This is a genomic window from Paraburkholderia lebeckiae, from assembly GCF_050436325.1.
Lineage (GTDB): Bacteria > Pseudomonadota > Gammaproteobacteria > Burkholderiales > Burkholderiaceae > Paraburkholderia > Paraburkholderia tuberum.
Map to the genome: position 1 here is coordinate 3,852,662 of NZ_JBNDLZ010000003.1, position 20,674 is coordinate 3,873,335.

16 protein-coding genes, 1 tRNA gene and 1 pseudogene are annotated in these 20,674 nt (G+C 63.8%); 8 read left to right on the plus strand and 10 right to left on the minus strand.

Annotation, left to right across the window (positions count from 1 at the left end; all coding sequences use genetic code 11):
* The first annotated feature begins 151 nt into the window (after positions 1-151).
* The 5 genes and pseudogenes from pheS to OKW44_RS35845 all read left to right on the plus strand — a co-directional run bounded on the left by pheS (position 152) and on the right by OKW44_RS35845 (position 4,854).
* Positions 152-1,166 (plus strand): annotated as a pseudogene (gene pheS, locus OKW44_RS35825) (phenylalanine--tRNA ligase subunit alpha).
* A 160-nt stretch (positions 1,167-1,326) separates the two neighbouring features.
* Entirely contained in the window at positions 1,327-3,762 is a 2,436-nt protein-coding gene (gene pheT / locus OKW44_RS35830) for a phenylalanine--tRNA ligase subunit beta (protein WP_018421149.1), read from the plus strand.
* A 69-nt stretch (positions 3,763-3,831) separates the two neighbouring features.
* Positions 3,832-4,242 (plus strand): integration host factor subunit alpha, encoded by a 411-nt coding sequence (locus OKW44_RS35835; protein ID WP_026225933.1) that lies wholly within the window; start codon positions 3,832-3,834, stop codon positions 4,240-4,242.
* A 43-nt stretch (positions 4,243-4,285) separates the two neighbouring features.
* Positions 4,286-4,702 carry a MerR family transcriptional regulator gene (locus OKW44_RS35840; protein ID WP_018421147.1) on the plus strand — a complete coding sequence of 139 codons (417 nt, stop codon included), beginning with the start codon at positions 4,286-4,288 and terminating at the stop codon, positions 4,700-4,702.
* A 75-nt stretch (positions 4,703-4,777) separates the two neighbouring features.
* Positions 4,778-4,854 (plus strand) — tRNA-Pro (locus tag OKW44_RS35845).
* Between the two features lie 93 nt (positions 4,855-4,947).
* Here OKW44_RS35845 and OKW44_RS35850 read toward each other — a convergent pair.
* The 4 genes from OKW44_RS35850 to OKW44_RS35865 all read right to left on the minus strand — a co-directional run bounded on the left by OKW44_RS35850 (position 4,948) and on the right by OKW44_RS35865 (position 10,412).
* Positions 4,948-5,364 (minus strand): lysozyme inhibitor LprI family protein, encoded by a 417-nt coding sequence (locus tag OKW44_RS35850; protein WP_018421146.1) that lies wholly within the window; start codon positions 5,362-5,364, stop codon positions 4,948-4,950.
* A 488-nt stretch (positions 5,365-5,852) separates the two neighbouring features.
* Complete coding sequence (locus tag OKW44_RS35855) at positions 5,853-7,040, minus strand: acyl-CoA dehydrogenase family protein (protein WP_018421145.1); 1,188 nt, start codon at positions 7,038-7,040, stop codon at positions 5,853-5,855.
* Positions 7,041-7,052: 12 nt separating this feature from the next.
* A complete protein-coding gene (locus OKW44_RS35860; protein ID WP_018421144.1) occupies positions 7,053-8,261 on the minus strand; it encodes an acyl-CoA dehydrogenase family protein in 1,209 nt (402 codons plus the stop codon).
* Positions 8,262-8,291: 30 nt separating this feature from the next.
* Positions 8,292-10,412 carry a 3-hydroxyacyl-CoA dehydrogenase NAD-binding domain-containing protein gene (locus OKW44_RS35865; protein WP_018421143.1) on the minus strand — a complete coding sequence of 707 codons (2,121 nt, stop codon included), beginning with the start codon at positions 10,410-10,412 and terminating at the stop codon, positions 8,292-8,294.
* A gap of 126 nt (positions 10,413-10,538) precedes the next feature.
* Here OKW44_RS35865 and OKW44_RS35870 point away from each other — a divergent pair, with 126 nt between their 5' ends.
* Positions 10,539-11,447, plus strand: a complete 909-nt coding sequence (locus OKW44_RS35870) for a LysR family transcriptional regulator (RefSeq protein ID WP_018421142.1) — start codon at positions 10,539-10,541, stop codon at positions 11,445-11,447.
* Positions 11,448-11,457: 10 nt separating this feature from the next.
* Here OKW44_RS35870 and OKW44_RS35875 read toward each other — a convergent pair whose 3' ends face one another.
* Complete coding sequence (locus tag OKW44_RS35875; RefSeq protein ID WP_018421141.1) at positions 11,458-12,324, minus strand: hypothetical protein; 867 nt, start codon at positions 12,322-12,324, stop codon at positions 11,458-11,460.
* Between the two features lie 321 nt (positions 12,325-12,645).
* Here OKW44_RS35875 and OKW44_RS35880 point away from each other — a divergent pair, with 321 nt between their 5' ends.
* Both OKW44_RS35880 and OKW44_RS35885 read left to right on the plus strand, forming a co-directional pair.
* On the plus strand, positions 12,646-14,310 hold the full coding sequence (locus tag OKW44_RS35880; protein ID WP_018421140.1) for an acyl-CoA synthetase: 1,665 nt from the start codon (positions 12,646-12,648) through the stop codon (positions 14,308-14,310).
* Between the two features lie 49 nt (positions 14,311-14,359).
* Positions 14,360-14,740, plus strand: coding sequence for a DUF5594 family protein (locus OKW44_RS35885; RefSeq protein ID WP_026225932.1), 381 nt, complete (start codon positions 14,360-14,362; stop codon positions 14,738-14,740).
* A 106-nt stretch (positions 14,741-14,846) separates the two neighbouring features.
* On the opposite strand, the gene OKW44_RS35890 is transcribed toward OKW44_RS35885, so the two are convergent.
* The 5 genes from OKW44_RS35890 to OKW44_RS35910 all read right to left on the minus strand — a co-directional run bounded on the left by OKW44_RS35890 (position 14,847) and on the right by OKW44_RS35910 (position 20,513).
* Positions 14,847-16,964, minus strand: coding sequence for a phosphocholine-specific phospholipase C (locus OKW44_RS35890; protein ID WP_018421138.1), 2,118 nt, complete (start codon positions 16,962-16,964; stop codon positions 14,847-14,849).
* 128 nt (positions 16,965-17,092) lie between these two features.
* Positions 17,093-17,404 carry a hypothetical protein gene (locus tag OKW44_RS35895; RefSeq protein ID WP_018421137.1) on the minus strand — a complete coding sequence of 104 codons (312 nt, stop codon included), beginning with the start codon at positions 17,402-17,404 and terminating at the stop codon, positions 17,093-17,095.
* A 120-nt stretch (positions 17,405-17,524) separates the two neighbouring features.
* Positions 17,525-18,385, minus strand: coding sequence for an alpha/beta fold hydrolase (locus tag OKW44_RS35900; RefSeq protein WP_018421136.1), 861 nt, complete (start codon positions 18,383-18,385; stop codon positions 17,525-17,527).
* 11 nt (positions 18,386-18,396) lie between these two features.
* On the minus strand, positions 18,397-19,986 hold the full coding sequence (locus OKW44_RS35905) for a benzoate-CoA ligase family protein (protein WP_018421135.1): 1,590 nt from the start codon (positions 19,984-19,986) through the stop codon (positions 18,397-18,399).
* A 59-nt stretch (positions 19,987-20,045) separates the two neighbouring features.
* Positions 20,046-20,513, minus strand: a complete 468-nt coding sequence (locus OKW44_RS35910; RefSeq protein WP_018421134.1) for a DUF4863 family protein — start codon at positions 20,511-20,513, stop codon at positions 20,046-20,048.
* Between the last annotated feature and the right edge of the window lie 161 nt (positions 20,514-20,674).

The following is a 20,674-nucleotide window of genomic DNA, read 5'->3' on the forward strand; positions in this document are numbered from 1 at the left end:
TCTGGCAATTAAAACTGCGTGGTTCGTTGCAGCGAACATCCGGTAGTCTCGGTGACGCTGCAACAAAAACGGGGCTCCTCACCGAGCCCCGTTTTTGTTGGTAGAACCAGTTTTGTTTCGATAGAACACTGACGTTGAAATGATGGGATCAATGGATCTGGACCAGATTGTCGCCGACGCGCAAAAAGCCTTCGCAGAAGCCCCCGACGTCACCACCCTCGAGAACGAGAAAGCACGCTTTCTCGGTAAGGCGGGTGCGCTGACCGAGCTGTTGAAGGGCCTTGGCAAACTCGATCCCGAAGCGCGCAAGACCGAAGGCGCACGGATCAACCTCGTCAAGCAACAGGTTGAAGCCGCGCTGACGGCACGTCGTCAGGCGCTCGCCGACGCACTTCTGAACCAGCGTCTCGCTGCTGAAGCGATTGACGTCACGCTGCCGGGCCGCGGCGCCAATGCAGGTAGCCTGCACCCGGTGATGCGCACCTGGGAGCGCGTCGAACAGATTTTTCGTACGATCGGATTCGACGTGGCCGACGGCCCCGAGATCGAAACCGACTGGTACAACTTCACCTCGCTGAACAGCCCGGAAAACCATCCGGCGCGTTCGATGCAGGACACCTTCTACGTCGACGGCAAGGATGCCGACGGCCGCCCGCTGCTGCTGCGCACGCATACGAGCCCGATGCAGGTGCGCTACGCGCGCACCAACACGCCGCCGGTCAAGGTGATCGTGCCGGGCCGCACGTATCGCGTGGATAGCGACGCGACGCATTCGCCGATGTTCAACCAGTGTCGAAGGCCTGTGGATTGACGAGAACATCAGCTTCGCGGACCTGAAGGGCGTCTATACCGACTTCCTGAAGAAATTCTTCGAGCGCGACGACATTCTCGTGCGCTTCCGTCCGTCGTATTTCCCGTTCACCGAACCGTCGGCCGAGATCGACATGCAGTTCGAAACGGGCAAGAACGCGGGCAAGTGGCTCGAAATCTCGGGCTCCGGCCAGGTGCATCCGACTGTGATCCGCAACATGGGTCTCGACCCGGAGCGCTACATCGGCTTCGCTTTCGGCAGTGGCCTCGAGCGTCTCACGATGCTGCGTTACGGCGTGCAGGACCTGCGCCTGTTTTTCGAAAACGACCTGCGATTCCTGCGTCAATTCGCGTGACCCGGCGCGCGCGAGCGCGACGAAGCATAAATCGCGGCAGCGCACCTGGTGCGCGCCGCGAGCGTCCCCGGCAGAGTTCGCTGAACCGGCGCAAGACCACCGGGCTTTACGAAGCATCTGCCGGACGTGGACCTAACCTGATCACAACGTACACAGAACCATGCAATTTCCGGAATCCTGGCTCAGAACTTTTGTCGATCCGCAACTGACCACCGACGAGCTGTCGCACGCGTTGACGATGGCGGGTCTCGAAGTCGAAGACCTGCGGACGGCCGCGCCGCCGACCTCGAAGATCGTCGTCGGCCAGGTGCTGGAAGTCGTCAAGCACCCGGATGCGGACAAGCTCAACGTGTGTCAGGTCGACGCTGGCACCGGCGCGACGCTCAACATCGTGTGCGGCGCGCCGAATGTTGCGCCCGGCATCAAGGTGCCGGTCGCGCTGGTCGGCGCGCAACTGCCGCCGGCCGAAGAGGGCGGCGCACCGTTCGCGATCAAGCTGTCGAAGCTGCGCGGCGTGGAAAGCCAGGGCATGCTGTGCTCGGCGCGCGAGCTGAAGCTCTCCGAAGATCACAGCGGTCTGATGATCCTGGCGGAAGACACGCCGATCGGCCAGGACATCCGCGACACGCTCAATCTCGACGACACCGTTTTTGAAATCAAGCTGACGCCGAACAAGGCCGACTGTCTGTCGGTATTCGGCGTCGCGCGAGAAACGTCGGCGATTACCGGAGCGCCGCTGCGTCCGCTCGAAATCAAGCCGGCTCCGGTCGCGCTCAACGAAACGCTGCCCGTGAAAATCTCCGCGCCCGATCTGTGCGGCCGTTTCTCGGGCCGCGTGATCCGCGGCGTCAATGCACGCGCGAAGTCGCCGCAATGGATGATCGAGCGTCTCGAGCGCTCCGGCCAGCGCAGCATTTCCGCGCTCGTCGACATCTCGAACTATGTGATGCTCGAGCTGGGGCGTCCGTCGCACGTATTCGATCTCGACAAGATCCACGGCGGCATGGACGTACGCTGGGGCCACAAGGGCGAAACGCTGAAGCTGCTGAATGGGAACACGGTCGAGCTCGACGAAACGGTCGGCGTGATCGCCGACGAGCAGCATATCGAAAGCCTCGCGGGCATCATGGGCGGCGACAGCACCGCGGTCACGCTCGACACCACCAACATCTATCTCGAGGCCGCGTTCTGGTGGCCCGACAGCATTCGTGGTCGCTCGCGCAAGTACAACTTCTCGACCGATGCAGGCCATCGCTTCGAGCGCGGCGTCGACTACGCGACGACCGTCGATCATATCGAGCGCATCACGCAGATGATCCTCGACATCTGCGGCGGCGAAGCGGGTCCGGTCGACGATCAGATCGTCAACGTGCCGAAGCGCGCGCCCGTGAAGATGCGCGTTTCGCGCGCGAACCGCATCATCGGCGTCGCGATCGGTGTCGATGAAATCGCGCAGATTTTCACGCGCCTTGGCCTCTCGTTCGAGCGTGACGGCGATACGTTCTCGGTGATGCCGCCGTCATACCGCTTCGATATCGAAATCGAAGAGGACCTGATCGAAGAAATCGCGCGTATCCACGGCTTCGAAAAGATTCCGGCGCGCCCGCCGGTCGCGACCAGCGAAATGCGCGCGACCAACGAGACGCAACGCTCCATCCACGCGATCCGTCATGCGCTCGCCGCGCGCGACTACGCGGAAACGGTGAACTTCAGCTTCGTCGACGCGGAGTGGGAGCAGGACTTCGCAGGTAACAGCAACCCCGTGCGTCTGATCAACCCGATCGCGAGCCAGCTGTCGGTGATGCGCACGACGCTGTTCGGCAGCCTGATTCATGTGTTGCGCACGAATCTGAACCGTCGCGCGGCGGACCGCGTGCGCGTGTTTGAAGCAGGTCGTGTATTCCTGCACGATCCGTCGATCAAGGCCGGCGAGTTGACCGTCGAGGGTTTCGCGCAGCCGAAGATGATCGGCGCGCTCGCCTATGGGCCCGCGCTCGACGAGCAGTGGGGCGCACCGACGCGTGCCGTCGACTTCTTCGACGTGAAGGGTGACCTCGAAGCGCTGGTCGCACCGGCGCTCGCGCGGTTCGTACAGGCCGAGCATCCGGCGCTGCATCCGGGACGCAGCGCGACTATCGAATTGAATGGTCGCGCAGTGGGCTGGATTGGCGAATTGCATCCGCGCTGGATGCAAAAATATGATTTGCCGCATGCGCCGATTCTGTTTGAAATCGAAGCGGAAGCATTAATGCAGCGGGTATTGCCGATTCCGTCGGAAGTTTCAAAATTCCCGCCGGTACGACGTGATATTGCGGTGGTCGTCGATCAGAAAATCGAGGTTCAGGCGCTGCTCGACGAGCTTCAGAAGGCCCAGTCCGAACCGGCCTGCAAGGCTGTCCAGAAGGTTGCACTTTTCGACGAATTTCGTCCAAAATCAAACACTTCCGGTGGTCTGGCCGCGCACGAGAAAAGCCTTGCGTTCCGGGTGACCTTGCAAGATACTGGCGGAACCCTTCAGGATGAAACGGTCGATCTGGCTATTCAAACTCTGGTGGAACGTCTAGCTCGAGTATATGGCGCACGGTTGCGCGGATAACCCGCATTCAACAATTGCACGGCTGTTTCCGCATCCATTGTTTTACGCTTGGCGCGCCATTTGATAGATATGAATGAAATGAACTCGAGTGATTTCGAAGCCCTTCTTACGGCGCAACGCAGCGCCATGATTCGAGATATTCCGACATCATCCGCCGTCGTTTCCAATGAAACGCCGACACTCACCAAGGCGGAACTTGCCGAGTTGCTGTTCGACAATGTCGGGCTCAACAAGCGGGAAGCGAAGGACATGGTCGAGGCGTTCTTCGAGGTGATCCGCGATGCGCTCGAGAGCGGCGACAGCGTGAAGCTGTCGGGCTTCGGCAACTTCCAGTTGCGCGACAAGCCGCAGCGTCCCGGCAGAAATCCGAAGACGGGCGAGGCGATTCCGATTGCGGCACGTCGAGTGGTGACGTTTCATGCAAGTCAAAAGCTGAAGGCGCTCGTCGAAAACGGCGCCGAAGCGAGCTTCGCGCGCTGATTGACTGGCGCGCTTTCGGGCAACCAATCACGGCTAACTGACGATGACAGCGACGATCGAAAAAGTCGTCTTGCCTCCGATTCCGGCGAAGCGGTACTTCACGATTGGTGAGGTCAGCGAACTTTGTGGGGTAAAGCCTCACGTGCTGCGTTACTGGGAGCAGGAGTTCACCCAGTTGAGACCGGTCAAGCGGCGCGGCAATCGTCGGTATTATCAGCATCACGAGGTGCTGCTGATCCGGCGGATTCGAGAGTTGCTGTACGAGCAGGGTTTTACGATCAACGGGGCGCGCAACCGGCTCGATTCGCATGGCGGCGGTGGCCCGGATGCGGTGGTCGAAGAGGGTGAGGCTGCCGCCGGAGTCGCGGGTCAGGTGCAGGCATCGGCGGCAACGGTTGCGCTCGATGTCGAGAAGTTGCGCAAGGAACTGCAAAACGTAATCGATCTGCTGGGCCACTAATTCATGGACTTGTTCGCTTTGTTCGGGTCGGGCGGTTCTAATCGAATGAAGTGTCTGTTATAATTTTTTTCTGTTCGGGGCGTAGCGCAGCCTGGTAGCGTACCTGCATGGGGTGCAGGTGGTCGGAGGTTCAAATCCTCTCGCCCCGACCAAAGAAATCAAGGACTTACGGTGAAAGCCGTAAGTCCTTTTTTCTTGCCCGTCGCGCGGGACAGCGTTTCCCACTGTCAACGCGTCGCCCACGCTCATCTGCATCCCGAAGCCTCGATTGCTTTGCTCATGCGCTCGGTTTCGGCTGTCTTGCACGTCGCGACCGCCGTGGGCAGCATCGACCCGCCGCCCCATTCTCGCGAAGCCGATTTTTTGCAGTTGGCGTCACGGCGCGTTTTCCACGCGGTGAGCCTCTTCCCGATCGCCGCTTTGCAACTCGCCGACACCGCGGCCTTGGCCTTGACCACCTGCTCCAGTTTGTGCTCCGCGACGATCTGATCGCGCCACGCGCACAGATTCATGCTCATCTGATTCGCGTCGCAATGCGACAGGGCCGCGTCGACCTCATTGGCGGGCAGTCCACTGCGGGTTGCGATGACGTCGGCTGGATTGGATGCGGCTGCCAGTGCCGAACTGCTAACAAGCGCAAGTGCGACACACAGCCGTCTCATTGCCGGCCCTGCATCAGGAACGGCGCCGCTTCTTCGCGGAGGCGATTTAGCAAGCCTGGCACTCGCACAGGCGGTAGCCGTCGCCCGTGGGCATCGCGAGGATGTGCATGGACGTTGCGTGCCATTTCGATTGCGACTTCATCGTTCTGCGCACGACTTGCTACCGCTAAAGCGTCGAACCGCTGCTGCGTTAGCTCATGATCCGTAACTCTGCTTTTGACTGCACCATCCGCGGCACGAACCCTTGTTGCGAGTTAAGCGTTGACCTCTGCCAAGTCACCGGTCGCCGCATTTCGTCATTCGTGCATCGGCCAAAGTGCACAAGCGCGCATATCCCGAAGGTGCAATTGTTCGCTACGTCGTTGTCGTAGCGAAGGACAGCGCCCTCGCGCATCCGCAATGCAGTCCATCCGGCATCGCTCAACTTTTTTGATTCGCTTGGCACGTTCAGCTCCTCAAGAACAGGCGAGTGCAATCTAGCGGATTTGTCACCGGCACGCGTTCGCATTCGCAAGCGCGCACGAATCACCGCCCTTGAGCCCCAACGCCACAAACCGCTGCAGATGATGATCCTCATCCCCAAGCTGATGATCGATCATCACGAGCCGCTTCGCGTAATGCGCGAGCGGCAGTTCCCACGTCATACCGATCCCGCCGTGCAACTGGATGCATTCTTCCGCGACCCGCGTGCCGATCCGGCCGATGCTGTACTTCGCGGCCGACACCGCGCGCTCGCGCGCGTTGCGTTCGCCTTCGAGCACCGCAGCTGCATTGATCACCGCCGAGCGCGCCTGCTCGATTTCGAGCAGCAGATCGGCCATGCGATGCTGCAACGCCTGGAAACTGCCGATCGGCACGCCGAACTGCTTGCGCGTGCGCAGATAGTCGAGCGTGTAGTCTTTCGCGACGTCCATTGCGCCGACCGCTTCCGCGCACAGCGCGAGCACGCCGCAACTCACCGCATATTCGAGCGTCGCAAAGCCGTGATCCACTGAGCCGAGCACGGTGTCGTCGCCGAGCGTGACGTCGTCGAACGTCACTTCGGCCGCGCGTCCTCCGTCGATCTTGCGGTAGCCGCGCACGCTCACACCCGTCGCGTCCCTCGGCACCAGAAACAGCGTGATGCCGGCTTCGGCATCGTCCTCGCCGCTCGTGCGTGCCGAGACGAGGAACACCTGAGCATGCTCGCCATGCTGAACGACGGCCTTTGCGCCGTGCAACGTCCACACGCCGCTGTTGCCATTTACGCTGCGGCGCGCGCGCGTCGTCGCGACCCGGGCAAGCTCGTAATGACTGTCCGGCTCGCCATGCGCGAGCGCAACGATCCGCGAGCCGTCGATCAACGAACCCAGCGCCGCTTTCTGCGCGCCGCTGCCGCTGCGAGCGATCGCCCGGCCGACGATCAGCGTATCGAGAAACGGCTCGACGACGAGCCCGCGGCCGATGCTCTCGAACACCACGGAAATATCGAACCCGGCGCCGCCAAAACCGCCGCTCGCTTCGTCGAACAGTGCGCCGATCACGCCGAGCTCCGCGAAGCGTGCCCACAATTCGGTGCTGAAGCCTTGCGTCGAGCGTGCGATTTCATCGCGCGTCGCGAAGCCGTACTGCTCGCTGATAAACCGATTCAGCGTATCCGCCAGCATGCGGCGGTCTTCGGTGTGCTGGAAATTCATGACGTGCGCCTCTTACAGTCCGAGGATCATTTTGGAAATGATGTTCTTCTGGATTTCGTTCGAGCCGCCGAAGATCGACAGCTTGCGATTATTGAAGTACTGCGACGCGGCACTCGCGGCTTCGTCGGGGCCGACCGGCACGCCGTCGAAGTCTTCGTGCAGCGCTTCCTCGACGAATGGCTGCGCATAAGCGCCCATCGCACGCCGCGTCAGCGACGAGATCTCCTGACGGATCTCCGTGCCGCGAATCTTCAGCATCGAACTCTCGGCACCGGGCACGCCGCCGCCCGCCACGGCGGCGAGCACCCGAAGATTGGTCGTTTTCATGTTTTCGAGATCGATCTCGACGCGCGCCATGCGTGCCGCGAACGCCGGATCCTCGGCGAGCGGCCGGCCATTGCGCAGTTGTGTCGCGGCGATCTTGCGCAGACGGTTGAAGGCGGCGACTGAAAAGCCGACGCCGGCGATATTGGTGCGCTCGTACGTAAGCAGATATTTCGCGTAGGTCCAGCCCTTGTTTTCTTCGCCGACGAGATTTCCGGCCGGCACGCGCACGTCGGTGAAGAACACTTCATTGACCTCGTGCTCGCCGTCGAGCGTGATGATCGGCCGGACTTCGACGCCCGGCGTGTTCATGTCGATCAGCAGAAAGCTGATGCCTTCCTGTTTGCGCACGTCGGTCGCGGTGCGCACGAGGCAGAAAATCATGTTCGCGTAATGACCGAGTGTGGTCCACGTCTTCTGGCCATTGACGAGGTAGTGCTCGCCCTGCGCGTCCTTGCCGCGCACTGCCGTCGTCTTGACCGATGCGAGATCGGAGCCCGCGCCGGGCTCCGAATAGCCCTGGCACCACCAGTCGGAACCATCGAGAATGCGCGGCAGCCAGTGACGCTTCTGCGCCTCGCTGCCGTACTTGATCAGCACCGGCCCGAGCATGTTGACGCCGAACGGCACGACGCGTGGCGCGCCGGCGAGTGCGCATTCGTTTTCGAAAATGAATTTCTGCACTGCGCTCCAGCCCGGGCCGCCGTACTCTTTCGGCCAGTGATTCGCGAGCCAGCCTTGCGCGTTCAGAATCGCGTGCCATCCGGCCATGTCGTCGCGCGTCAGACGCCGCCCGCCGTGCACCTTGCCGGCGAGACGTCGCGGGAACTTGTCGCGCAGAAACGCCAGCACGCTGGCGCGAAACGCTTCTTCCTCGGAGGTGAAGTTCAGATCCATCGCAGTCGTTCCGTCAGTGTTCGTGGTGGTTCAGGCCGTCGTGTTCAGGCTCGCGAAATCCGCGCCGCGCTCGACCAGATCGACGAGCAGCGGCGACGGCCGCCAGAACAGCGGGTCTTCCTTCGCGAACTCGCGGATGTCGGCGAGAATCGTCGGCAGGCCGACGCTATCCGCGTATTTCATCGGACCGCCGCGGTAGCGCGGAAAGCCGTAGCCGTACAGCAGGGTCACGTCGACGTCGAGCGGGCGCAGCGCGATACCTTCGTGGACGACGTTCGCGCCTTCGTTGATCATCGCGGCCAGATAGCGGCGCATGATCTGCTCGTCGGTGAAGCTGCGCGGCGTGATGCCCGCGCGCGCACGCTCGGCGTCGATGATCGCCTCGACTTCAGGATCGGGCGTGCCGCCGCGCGATCCTTCGGGGTACAGATAGAATCCGCGGCCGGTCTTCTGGCCGAACCAGCCGCGCTCGCACAGGCGGTCGGCGATCTGCACGTAGCGCGCGTTCGGGTCGCGCGTGGCCGCGCGGCGTTTGCGCGCCGCCCAGCCGATGTCGCCGCCCGCGAGGTCGACCACCTGAAACGGGCCCATCGGCAAGCCGAACGCGCGCACCGCCGCGTCGATCTGATACGGCGACGCACCGTCTTCCATCAGCGCGTCCGCGGCGGCGCGGTACACGGCAAGCAGGCGATTGCCGATGAAGCCGTCGCACACGCCGGCGCGCACCGGCGTCTTGCGCAGCTTTTTTGCGAGCTCGAACGCGGTTGCGACGACGTCGGCGCTGACCTGCTTCGGCACCACGACTTCGAGCAGCTTCATGATGTTGGCGGGCGAGAAGAAGTGCAGGCCGATTACGTCGGCGGGGCGCGAGATGCTGGTTGCGATCGCGTCGATGTCCAGATACGACGTATTGGTCGCGAGCACCGCACCGGATTTGCAGACGCGATCGAGCTCGGCGAATACGGCCTTTTTGACGTCGAGATCCTCGAACACGGCTTCGATTACGAGGTCGGCGTGAGCAAGCGCATCGTACGACGTGCTGCCGCTGCAGCGCGCCATGGTCGCGGCTTTCTTCTCAGCGGTGAGGCGGCCCCTGGCGATCAGCCCGTCGTAGACCTTGTCGATGTGCGCGCGGCCACGCGCGAGCGCCGCTTCGTCGCGTTCGATCAGCGTGACGGGCAGCCCCGCGTCGAGCACTGCGACCGCGATGCCCGCGCCCATCGTCCCGCCGCCGATCACGCCGATCGCCTCCAGCGCGCGCGGTTTCGCGTGGCGCGTTTCGGGCGCCTTCAGCACTTCGCGCTCGGCGAAGAACGCGTGAACCAGGCCGGCGCGCTGCGGGCTGTCGAGGCATTGCAGGAACAGCTTGCGTTCGAGCATCAAGCCCTCCTCGAAGGGCTGTTCGATCGCGGCTTCGACGGCATCGACGATTTTCAGCGGCGAGAACAGGCCGCGCGCTTTCTTCGCGGTTTCGTCACGCGCTTTCGCGACGGCGGCGCGACTCGCGGCGCGATCGTTCAATGCGGCGGCGTCGCGCGTGCGGCGTACCGGCGCGTGCGCGGCGAGCAGCTCGTGCGCGTAGGCGAGTCCTTCGGCGAGGATGTCGCCGCTGTCGCCGAGACGGTCGACGAGGCCGAGCGCGAGCGCCTCCTTCGCGCTCGCGTGACGGCCGCTCAGCATCAGGTCGAGCGCCGCCGGCGCGCCGATCAGACGCGGCGTGCGTTGCGTGCCGCTTGCGCCAGGCAGCAGACCCAGCTGCACTTCGGGCAGGCCGAGCTTCGCGCCGTCGACGGCGATCCGGTAATGCGCGGCGAGCGCCACTTCGAGCCCGCCGCCGAGCGCGGCGCCATGCAGCGCGGCAATCACGGGTTTCGTACATGCCTCGATGCGGTTGCACACGTCCGGCAGCGAAGGCGGCACCGGCGGCTTGCCGAACTCGCGAATATCGGCACCGGCGATGAAGTTGCGCCCCGCGCCGACGATCAGCACGGCTTCGACCGCGCCGTCGGCGTCGGCGGCTTCGATCGCGGCCAGCAGGCCGCGCCGCACGTCGGCGGATAGCGCGTTGACCGGTGCGCGGTCGATTGTGAGGAGCAGGACCTTGCCCCGCAATTCGCGCGTGACGACGTCGGCTGAGGAGGAAAGGGTCATCGTAGGTGTCTCCGATTGAGGATGGCGAGGCGCGCCGGATCGTCCCATTCTGGAGTGGTCAACGTTCATTGACAATTACATCGTGGATTGACAGACTGTCAAAATTATTTTGACAAAGACTGGGCGATGGACGTCAACTCGCTGACCCTGCTCGTCGACATCCTCGACGCCGGCAATCTGAGCGAAGCCGCACGCCGGCTCAAGATGAGCCGCGCGAACGTTAGCTATCACCTGAATCAGCTCGAGCGTTCGGTCGGCCTGCAATTGGTGCGACGCACCACGCGTCGCGTCGAGCCGACTGAGATCGGTCTGCGGCTCTACGAGCACGGCCGCACGATCCGCAACGCGCTGCTGGCCGCACGCGAGTCGGTGACGACACTGGGCCAGAGCCTGCAGGGGCGCGTGCGGCTCAGCGTGCCGAGCGGCTATGGCCAGCTCGTGATGTCCGACTGGCTGATCGCGTTCAAGCGGCTGTATCCGGCGATCGTGCTCGATGTGATGTTCGAGAACCGCGTCGAGGATCTGATGCGCGACGAGATCGACATCGCGGTGCGCGTGATGTCGGAGCCGCCGCAAAACCTCGTCGCGCGGGACATGGGGCCAGTCCGGTACGTGGCCTGCGCATCCCCCGAATTCGCGCGGACACACGGCATGCCCGCGACGCTCGACGACCTGCGCACCGCGCCGCTGATTACCGCGGCCGTGATCGGCAAGCAGTTGCGGCTCGCCGCGTATCTGCGCGACGAGCGTCACGAAGTCCTACTCGAACCGACGATTATTTCGGAAAACTTTCTATTTTTGCGCCAGGCGGTGCTGGCCGGTCTCGGTGTCGGACTCGTGCCCGACTACGTGGTGCAGGACGATCTGAAGCTCGGCGCCGTGCTGACCGCGCTCGATGCCTGGCGGCTCAGCATCTTCGGCACGCACATGTACATGCTGTACATGCCGAATCGGCATCACACGCGCGCGGCGGCGACGTTCATCGACTTCGTGCTGGAGCAGGCGCAGGGCTCGGACAGGGGCGGCGCGAACTGAAGCTGCGAACTCAGGCGCCGAGTCTGCGCGCGATGGCCATCGTGACCATCGGCACGCCGACGCGCAGCAGCTTGCGCACGCCTTCGTCGCTGCCGACTTTCTCCACCGCGTTGTCGATCATCGCCTGCATCACGCTCGCCGGATAAAACTCGCGAAACAGCGTGTTGGCGCCGGTTTGCTCGAACACGTGGTGCAGGAACGACCCAACGGGGGGGCCGATGCGCTTGAACAGGCCCATCTTGACCACCCGGTTGTTCCACAGATGCAGCGTGTACGCATTGGAACAGAGCGCCGCGCACTCGTCGAAATAGCGCGGCAGGAACACCTTGTAGTAATCGTTGAAGTGCACCGGATAGAACAGGCTTTCGGGAAGACCGGCCTTCACGCCGTAGATGGCGGTCAGCAGACGCGGGCCAGTGTCGCCCCACTTCAGTGCCGTGCCCTTCATTGCTTCGACACGTTCGATCAGTTCGTGCAAGCGCGGCTGATCCGGGTCGAGCCGCAGCATCGCCGTGCAGATGCTCGATGAAGTCTCTCGCCCGATCAGGTCGCCCTTGGCGTTGAGATCGAAATCCCGCAACAGCAGCAGATCGGTATCGACCCAGATCTCGTCGGTCCTCGTGAACATCACGAAGCGGAAATAGTCGGTGAAATGCGCCATCGACGGTACGCCGTGAATCGGGAAATCGTGCAGCGAATCGCGCGGCAGTATCGCGGTCGCGTCCTTCGCGATCACGCCGGGCGGCAGACCGGCGATCGGTTCGTAGCTATAAAGCGCGACCTCGCTGCCATACAGCGTGAACGAATTCAGACAGGCGATCTCGTAGTGGGAAAGTTCCGGGCCATGCCAGAACGATGCAAATCTTGCTTTGCGCATATGTCATCCGGGTAGCGATCGTGCGGCGCAACATGCGCGCCGAACCTGTGTAACGATCCTAGACGGGCACGGCAGAGGTCAGATGTAAAGGGCTTGAATCGCACAGGAGTTGTCGCAAAACGTTGAGTGCAGCGCGACGAGTCGGCGATTATGAGCGGAACTATGTCGTATCTGGCGAATTCAGTTGCACACGGCAATGCATCAACTGACTGCGCAAGGTCGTGGGCTAAACTGCAGGACACCGGCCATACGCGCAGGGTCAGCAAGCGACGGACCATGCATCACGCCATGCAGCGACAACGACGATATCCAGGAGACCCGATGAACCTCGACGGCGAGACTTACGATTCGCTCACGGCCAGATTCGCGTGGCGCATTCCACCGCGCTACAACATCGGCGTGGACACATGCGACAAGTGGGCCGATGGCTCGGGGCGTCTTGCACTGATCTATGAAGACGCCGACGGCCGCGCGACCCGCTATACGTTCGACGAACTGAAAGCCCTGTCCGACCGCTTCGCCAATGCGCTGCTCGCGGCGGGCGCGCGGCGCGGCGAGCGCATCGGCATCTTCCTGTCGCAGTCGATCGAAACGGCCATCGCGCATCTCGCGGCCTACAAGGCCGGCATGGTCGCGGTGCCGCTGTTCGCGCTGTTCGGCGTGGACGCGATCGAGCATCGGCTCGGCGACAGCGCTGCGGTCGCGCTGATCACCGATCGCGCCGGCGTGCAAAAGATCGACGAAATTCGCGGCGCGCTGCCCGAGTTGCGACACGTGTTCAGTGTCGACATCGAGCAGGACGACGAAGCATCGGATGCGCCCGTGCGGTCGTTCTGGCAGGCGTTGAATAGCGCTTGCGCCGAGTTCACGCCGGTCGATACCGCCGCGGACGATCCGGCGATCATCATCTATACGTCGGGCACGACCGGAAAACCGAAGGGCGCGTTGCACGGGCATCGCGTTTTGCTCGGGCATCTGCCCGGCGTGGAGATGTCGCAGCAGGGCTTTCCCGCGCGCGCGACGCTGATGTGGACGCCCGCTGACTGGGCGTGGATCGGCGGGCTGTTCGACGTGCTGCTGCCATCGTGGCATCACGGCGTCGCGGTGCTGGCGCGCCGTTTTGCGAAATTCGACGGCCACGCCGCGTTCGATCTGCTCGCGCGTCACGCGGTCTCCCATGCGTTTCTACCGCCGACCGCGCTGAAGATGATGCGCGGCGTCGAGCGGCCCGCTCATCTGCGTCTCGCGTTGCAATCGGTCGCGAGCGGCGGCGAATCGCTGGGCGAGGAACTGATCGGCTGGGGGCGCGACGCGCTCGGCGTGACGATCAACGAGTTCTACGGGCAGACCGAGTGCAACGTCGTGGTGTCGTCGTGCGCGGCGCTGTTCGAGCCGCGCTTCGGCGCGATCGGGCGCGCGGTGCCGGGGCACCATGTCGCGATCGTCGATGCCGCCGGCCACGAACTGCCGTCCGGCGCGATCGGCGAAATCGCGGTGGCGGCGCCCGATCCGGTGATGTTTCTCGGCTACTGGCGCAACGTTGCGGCCACCAACGACAAATTCCGCGGCAGGTTTCTGCTGACCGGCGATCTCGGCACCCGCGACGCGGACGGCTTCATTCGCTTCGTCGGCCGTGGCGACGACGTGATCACGAGCGCGGGTTACCGGATTGGGCCGGCGTCGATCGAGGATTCGCTGCTGCGTCATCCGGCCGTCGCGATGGCGGCCGTGGTCGGCGCCCCCGATCGCGAGCGCACCGAAATCGTGATGGCGTTCGTCGTGCTGAAAGCGGGTTTCGTCGGCGACGATGCGCTCGTGCGCGAGATCCAGCAGCACGTGAAGACGCGTCTGGCCGCGCACGAATACCCGCGCGAGATTCGCTTCGTCGAAAGCCTGCCGATGACGGCCACCGGCAAGGTGATCCGCAAGACGCTGCGCGAGGCGGTGACGCACGGCCCGGACGCGATCCCACCGGCGAAAAACTGAGTCTGCTACGATGACCAACCCACGATGGGAATCACAGCGGAGAGATTGGATGCGCCCTGAGAGTGCAATGCGTTTCGACCAGGAGTTCGCGCCGCGCATTGCCGAGGCGATCGCCGCGTGTATCGCAAAGACCGTGTACACCGACGTGTTGCCGCATGGCGAACAGGGTCAGCCCACCCGCGTGCGGATTCACGCCACGCCGCTCGATGAGCTCGGTCATTACCCGCATCCGTTGAATCTGTATCTGACCTGGGACAGCGACGAAATAGAAAGGCTGATGGGCGAGCAGGGCGCGACGCGTTTCGCCAGATATCTGGCCGCGCTGCCGCGCAAGCTCAATGCGTGGACCCAGGCGCGCGAACTCGATTTCTCCACGCACACGCAGGGTGAGCCGGTTACGTTGATCGGCGGGCTCGATTTCGAATCGTAGACGCTCGTGCGTTTGCGGGTTCGCGTTCGAGAGCCGGATAAAAAACGGCCGCTGTGCTCGAAGAGCCAGCGGCCGTTGCTTTTGCAACGTTGGGTTACAGCGACGCTCAGCCGCCCAGCGCCGGATCGCTCATGCTGTTGTTTCCCGTCTCGACATGACCGGCGATGCGGCGCGCGAACGTCGGGTCCGTGTCGACGGTAATCGCGAGATCGTACCAGCCGTATGCTTTGCGCAGATCGAGGTACAGATTGTCGGTGTCGCCGCCGCGTACCGAATGCTTGATCACATGGCTCGCGTCGTACGCGTTGACGATCGTGAACTGGCAACGCGCGCTGCCGACGTTCTCGAGCCGCAGTTGCAGATTGCCGTTCGCGACATCGTAGCCTTCGGCGACGGCCGGCCGTGCGGTGTCCGAACCCTTCCACCAGTTCCGTGCGACCACCTTGCCCGCGAAGCGGCGCAGGAAGCCGTTCGGCCCGTGCACGCTGAAGTCGTAGCTGCCGTCGGCGTTGAGCAGCAGCGTGTCCTGCAGATGCTTGCCCGCTTCGACGGTATAGCTGCGCGGCGCGTCGGCGCTGTTGGCCGCGTACACGAGGAACACCGCGCCCGCGCGGCCCGTGTTGACGAAGCGCATCGTCAGCTTGCCGTTCGAGCCTTCGTCGACGCGCACGAACAGTTCGTACGGCAACGCGCGCGCCGGGCGCACGCCCGCTTCCTGCTTCGGCACCGTCTGCACCGTCGGCGGTTGCGGCACGTAGTCCGGATGACGGTTCTGGTCGGGCGGCACGTAGCCGCTCGTGCCCGGCAGCGACGGCACCGACGCGTTCGGATTCGCGAAGTTGAACGCGGAGGTCAGATCGCCGCACACCGCGCGACGCCACGGCGTGATGTTCGATTCGCCGAGATTGTGCTGCTGGCCGAAGCGTTTTTCGATGAAGCGGATCACCGAGGTATGGTCGAACACTTCCGAGCACACGTAGCCGCCTTTGGACCACGGCGAGACCACCAGCATCGGCACGCGCGGTCCGAGTCCGTAGGGCCCGGCGACGTTCTTCGTATCGCCGGCATAGATTTCGTGCGTGATGTCGACGGTCGACAAACCGTTCGCGCTCGACGCGGCCGCGAACGGTGCGGCGATGTGATCGAAGAAGCCGTCGTTTTCGTCGTAGTTGATCAGCAGCACGGTCTTGCTCCACACGTCCGGGTTCGACGTGAGGATCTGCAGCACCTGATCGATGTACCACGCGCCGTAGTTGGTCGGCCAGTTCGGATGCTCGCTGTACGCTTCGGGCGCGACGATCCACGACACCTGCGGCAGCGTGCCGTTCTGCACGTCGCGCTTCAGAATGTCGAAGTAGCCGTCGCCGTTGGCCGCGTTGGTGCCGGTCCGCGCATTGTCATACAGCGGGTTGCCCGGCTGCGCGTTGCGGTACTGATTGAAATAGAGCAGCGAGTTGTCACCGTAGTTGCCGATGTACGCGTTCTGCGTCCAGCCCCACGAGCCGTTCGCGTCGAGCCCGGTGCCGATGTCCTGATAGATCTTCCACGAGATGCCGGCGTTCTGCAGCACTTCGGGGTAGGTCGACCAGCCGTAGCCGAGTTCCGAATTGTCGATTACCGGGCCGCCGCCGCTGCTGTCGTTGCCGACCCAGCCACTCCACATGTAGTAGCGATTCGGATCGGTCGGGCCCATCAGCGAGCAGTGGTAGGCGTCGCAGATCGTGAATGCGTCGGCGAGCTGATAGTGGAACGGGATGTCGTCGCGCGTCAGGTAGGCCATCGTGGTCGCGCCCTTCGTCGGCACCCACTGATCGTTGCGGCCGCCGTTCCATGCGGCATGCGTGGAGCCCCAGTCGTGCGCAAGATCCTGCAGGAATTGCAGGCCGAGGTTCGGCGCGCCCGGACGGAACGGCAGCACGTAGCTGGCACCGCTGGCATCGGCGGTTTGCGGCTGATACCACACCGGCTGGCCGTTCGCGAGGTTGATCGCGCGCGTGTCGCCGAAGCCGCGCACGCCTTTGAGCGTGCCGAAGTAGTGGTCGAACGAACGGTTCTCCTGCATCAGCACGACGATGTGCTCGACGTCGCGGATCGTGCCGGTCCGGTTGTTGGCCGGAATCGCGAGCGCATTGCGGATGCCCGGCGGCAGCATGCTCAACGCGGTGAAGGAACCGGCGGCTTGCGCGGCCGAGCGCAGAAAATCACGACGATTGTTTGAAGTCATGGTTGGGGCGGTGGTGGCTTTGATCTTCGGTGGAGGAAAAGGCACGGGGACGACAAATTGCGGTACTGAAACGGCGATGCTGCGTCGGACGCGCGAAGGCGGGCTAGCCGCCGCGCGCGGCGCGATTCTCAATCGACGGTATGAATGACGGGGCTGGCCAGCGGCGGCGAGGTGGCGGACAGCGCCGTGCCGGCTTCGGATGCGGGTGCCGCCGGTGTCTGGATCGTCAGCGTCGGCGGCGCGGAGTCGGCCGGCGGCGGGGCGATCGATGGGTCGCCGGGGTTAGCGGCGGGATGTTCCGTTGAACTGATCGTATTCGTCTTGGCGGCCGGGGCGTCGTCGCTGCACGCTCCCGCTAGCGCGCACAGCGTGATCACCGCGATGGCGCCCGTCAAACGTTTGCGACGGGGCGCACGAATCGGCTTCGACACGAAGGGCATGGCACTGTCTCCGGACGGGGAAGGGATGCCTCGCCATCGAGGTGCCGAGGTCAGCGATGCAGCAGCATAATCGCCGATCCGTGTAATTTTTATGAAGTATCGGTAACAGACGGGCGCCGCTTATCGTTGTGCGCGCACGAATGCCGCGATGGCGTCGTTGAGCGCGGCGGGCGCGTCGCGATGCGGCGAGTGTCCGCATGCGTCGAGCTTCACGAGTTGAGCGTGCGGCACGCGCACGGCGATCGTGTCGATCTGCGCCATCGTGCCGTAGTTGTCGTCGTGGCCCTGGATCGCGAGCAGCGGTCGACGGATCGGCGCGAGCGCCTCCACGATCGACCACCGCCTGAACGCAGGGTCGAGCCAGATATCGTTCCAGCCGTAGAACGCGGAATCGACGTCCGCGTGATAGCGGGTGAGCTTCGCGCGAAGATCGGTGGTTTCGTAAAGCTGCTTCGTTTGGGCGATGCTTTGCACCGAGATGTCTTCGACGAATACGTGCGGCGCGATCACGACCGCGCCCGCGAGCGCATCGGGGTACAGCGCCGCATACAGCAGCGCGATCGAGCCGCCGTCGCTATGACCGATCACCCACATGCGTTGGCGTTGGCGCAGGTCGATATCGAGCGCGTCCAGCAGGGTGGGGAGGATGTCGCGCGCCTGTGCGGTCATGAAATCGACCGGCCATTTGTCGTCAGGCGCACGCGCTGTCGAGAGTCCGTAGCCTGGCCGCGAATAGACGAGCCCGCGCATGCCGAGTCGCGCGCACAACGTCTGCGGCCAGTCGCGCCACATCGCGATCGAGCCGAGACCTTCGTGCAGGAATACCGCGATCGGCGAATCGTCCTGCTGAGCATTCGCCTGCTCGTTGACCCAGCGGTACTCGATGCGCAGCGATCCATGCGACGCGCTCGCCGGCAGTTCGGCAAAGCAACTGGCGGCACTCGCGGAGGAAGTGGCTGGGGCAGTACCTCGATTCTGCATCAATGACTCACCTATGACTGTTCGCGTAGCTTGAAGCGTTGAATCTTGCCGGTGGCGGTCTTCGGCAGATCGTCGGTGAACACGATATCGCGCGGGTACTTGTGCGGCGCGAGCCGTTCCTTGACGAAGGTCTTCAGTTCCTCGGCGAGCAGGTCGGACGGCATGAAGGAGCGCTTGAGCACGACGAACGCGCGAGTTTTCACGAGCCCGCCATGATCGACGCCGACCACCGCCGCTTCGAGCACCGCCGGATGCGCGACGAGCACCATCTCGACCTCGACTGGCGACACATATTGGCCGCTCACTTTCAGCATGTCGTCGCTGCGGCCCGCGTAAACATAGCAGCCGTTCGTGAGACGCCGATATTTGTCGCCGCTTCTGATCCATTCGCCGAGAAACGTCGCGCGCGTTTTCTCGCGATTGCTCCAGTACATCAGCGCCGCGCTCGGCCCCTTGATGAACAGATCGCCGACTTCGCCATCGGGCACCGGCCGCCCGGCCTCGTCGCGCAACTCGACTTCGTAGCCCGGCACGGGGCGCCCGGTCGTGCCGTATTCGACTTCGCCCGCGCGATTCGACAGGAAGATATGCAGCATTTCCGTCGAGCCGATGCCATCGAGAATCTCGGCGCCGAAATGCGCGGTGAAGCGTTCGCCGACGTCGCGTGGCAACGCCTCGCCGGCCGACGCACACACGCGGATCGCGACGTCGGCGCGCGCGGGCAGGTTGAGCGACACCAGCATGTTCGCGTACAAGGTCGGCACGCCGTAGAACACGGTCGGGCGATGCTGGACGAGGCGCGCGAAAATCGCGTCGGCGGTCGGGCGCTCGGCCATCAGGATCGCGGTCGCGCCGACCGACAGCGGAAACGTCAGCGCGTTGCCGAGCCCATATGCAAAGAACAGTTTCGCCGCCGAAAACACCACGTCGCTCTCGACGATGCCGAGCACTGGCTTCGCATACAGCTCGGCGGTCCAGTACAGATTCGCGTGCGTATGGACGGTGCCTTTCGGCTTGCCGGTCGAGCCCGACGAATAGAGCCAGAACGCGATGTCGTCCGCGTTGCTTGCACAGCCTTTGACGGCAGGTAGCGCTGTGTCGACCAGCATTTCGAAGCGGGGCGCCGCGAGCGGCGCTTCGGTGGAGGCGTGAGTCTGGGAGACGATCGGTTGGCAGCCGTCGTCGTCGATGCTGCGCAGCGCCTCCGTCACGTTAGGTAGCAACGGTTCCGATACGATCACCGCTCGCGCGTGGCTGTGCGTCAGCATGTACGTATAGTCGGCGGCGGTCAGCAAGGTGTTCGCGACGACCGGCACGATGCCGGCGTAAAGCGCGCCGAGAAATGCGACCGGCAGCGATACGGTGTCGAGCATCACGAGCAGCACGCGTTCCTCGGGATGCACGCCGAGCGCACGCAGTGCGCTGGCGCAACGCCGCGCGCGCTGTTCGAGTTCGCCGTAGGTCATCGTGCCGTAGTCGTCGATATAGGCGACTTTGCTCGCGCGCGCTTCGTTCAACTGGAACAGATGCCTCGCGAAGTTGAACAGCGGGGGCGGCGGCGCAACCGGCTCGCGCGGGCTCGTTTCCAGCAGGGCTTCCATATGTCTCCTCCATCCGTGGACACGGTCCGGCTCTTGTGTGATCGTGATCCGCTCGCGGCTCACGCGCGCGTGAATTCGATCGCCCCTTGCGGCAGCAGATACAGCACCAGCGCCCGGCCGTTCGCGACGGTCGGACGATGCGCCGAGCTGGGGCCGTACACGCACCAGCCGGCCGGATGTCCGTCGAACGTCGCGCCGTCGGTGAGGGGCATGATCAGATCGATCTCGCCGTGCGGATGGGCGTGGTGCGGACCGGCAATGTCCTGCATGTCGACGGCGTCGACGGAAAAGCCGTGCGTGTCGGGGAGCGCCTTGAAGACGCGGCCGTAGCGGATGCCGCCGGCCTCGCGGTTGCACAGCCAGCCTTCGGCGACGCCGTTGCGGCATGCGTTCGCGAGTTCGTGAAAGGTGGGGCTGCCGGCGGGCCAGGTGTCGTTCAGCCAGTCCGCGAGCGCGGCGTCGAGCGGCCGCCCGGCGAGTTGCGCAGTGACGCCTGCGATCAGACGCTGGAATTCCTGTGGGGACATGCGAGCCTCCAGAAGCGCGCTCACGCAGGCCGGATGTCCGGATCGCCGGCCGCCGGATCGCCGGCCGCCGGAACTTTGGTGCATGCGTATTGCGGCGCCGTCTCCGTGACGCGGCCGGAATGCCAAGGCGGCGCGCGACTGTGTTTGTGATTGAATCAGCT

What these genes read in the sequence shown, in the direction of transcription:
- OKW44_RS35900 (WP_018421136.1), bottom strand. Translation starts at nt 18,385, where the DNA reads ATGCAGAATCGAGGTACTGCCCCAGCCACTTCCTCCGCGAGTGCCGCC.
- OKW44_RS35855 (WP_018421145.1), bottom strand. Translation starts at nt 7,040, where the DNA reads ATGAATTTCCAGCACACCGAAGACCGCCGCATGCTGGCGGATACGCTG.
- OKW44_RS35905 (WP_018421135.1), bottom strand. Translation starts at nt 19,986, where the DNA reads ATGGAAGCCCTGCTGGAAACGAGCCCGCGCGAGCCGGTTGCGCCGCCG.
- OKW44_RS35850 (WP_018421146.1), bottom strand. Translation starts at nt 5,364, where the DNA reads ATGAGACGGCTGTGTGTCGCACTTGCGCTTGTTAGCAGTTCGGCACTG.
- OKW44_RS35860 (WP_018421144.1), bottom strand. Translation starts at nt 8,261, where the DNA reads ATGGATCTGAACTTCACCTCCGAGGAAGAAGCGTTTCGCGCCAGCGTG.
- OKW44_RS35910 (WP_018421134.1), bottom strand. Translation starts at nt 20,513, where the DNA reads ATGTCCCCACAGGAATTCCAGCGTCTGATCGCAGGCGTCACTGCGCAA.
- OKW44_RS35865 (WP_018421143.1), bottom strand. Translation starts at nt 10,412, where the DNA reads ATGACCCTTTCCTCCTCAGCCGACGTCGTCACGCGCGAATTGCGGGGC.
- OKW44_RS35895 (WP_018421137.1), bottom strand. Translation starts at nt 17,404, where the DNA reads ATGCCCTTCGTGTCGAAGCCGATTCGTGCGCCCCGTCGCAAACGTTTG.
- OKW44_RS35870 (WP_018421142.1), top strand. Translation starts at nt 10,539, where the DNA reads ATGGACGTCAACTCGCTGACCCTGCTCGTCGACATCCTCGACGCCGGC.
- OKW44_RS35890 (WP_018421138.1), bottom strand. Translation starts at nt 16,964, where the DNA reads ATGACTTCAAACAATCGTCGTGATTTTCTGCGCTCGGCCGCGCAAGCC.
- OKW44_RS35885 (WP_026225932.1), top strand. Translation starts at nt 14,360, where the DNA reads ATGCGCCCTGAGAGTGCAATGCGTTTCGACCAGGAGTTCGCGCCGCGC.
- pheT (WP_018421149.1), top strand. Translation starts at nt 1,327, where the DNA reads ATGCAATTTCCGGAATCCTGGCTCAGAACTTTTGTCGATCCGCAACTG.
- OKW44_RS35835 (WP_026225933.1), top strand. Translation starts at nt 3,832, where the DNA reads ATGAATGAAATGAACTCGAGTGATTTCGAAGCCCTTCTTACGGCGCAA.
- OKW44_RS35880 (WP_018421140.1), top strand. Translation starts at nt 12,646, where the DNA reads ATGAACCTCGACGGCGAGACTTACGATTCGCTCACGGCCAGATTCGCG.
- OKW44_RS35875 (WP_018421141.1), bottom strand. Translation starts at nt 12,324, where the DNA reads ATGCGCAAAGCAAGATTTGCATCGTTCTGGCATGGCCCGGAACTTTCC.
- OKW44_RS35840 (WP_018421147.1), top strand. Translation starts at nt 4,286, where the DNA reads ATGACAGCGACGATCGAAAAAGTCGTCTTGCCTCCGATTCCGGCGAAG.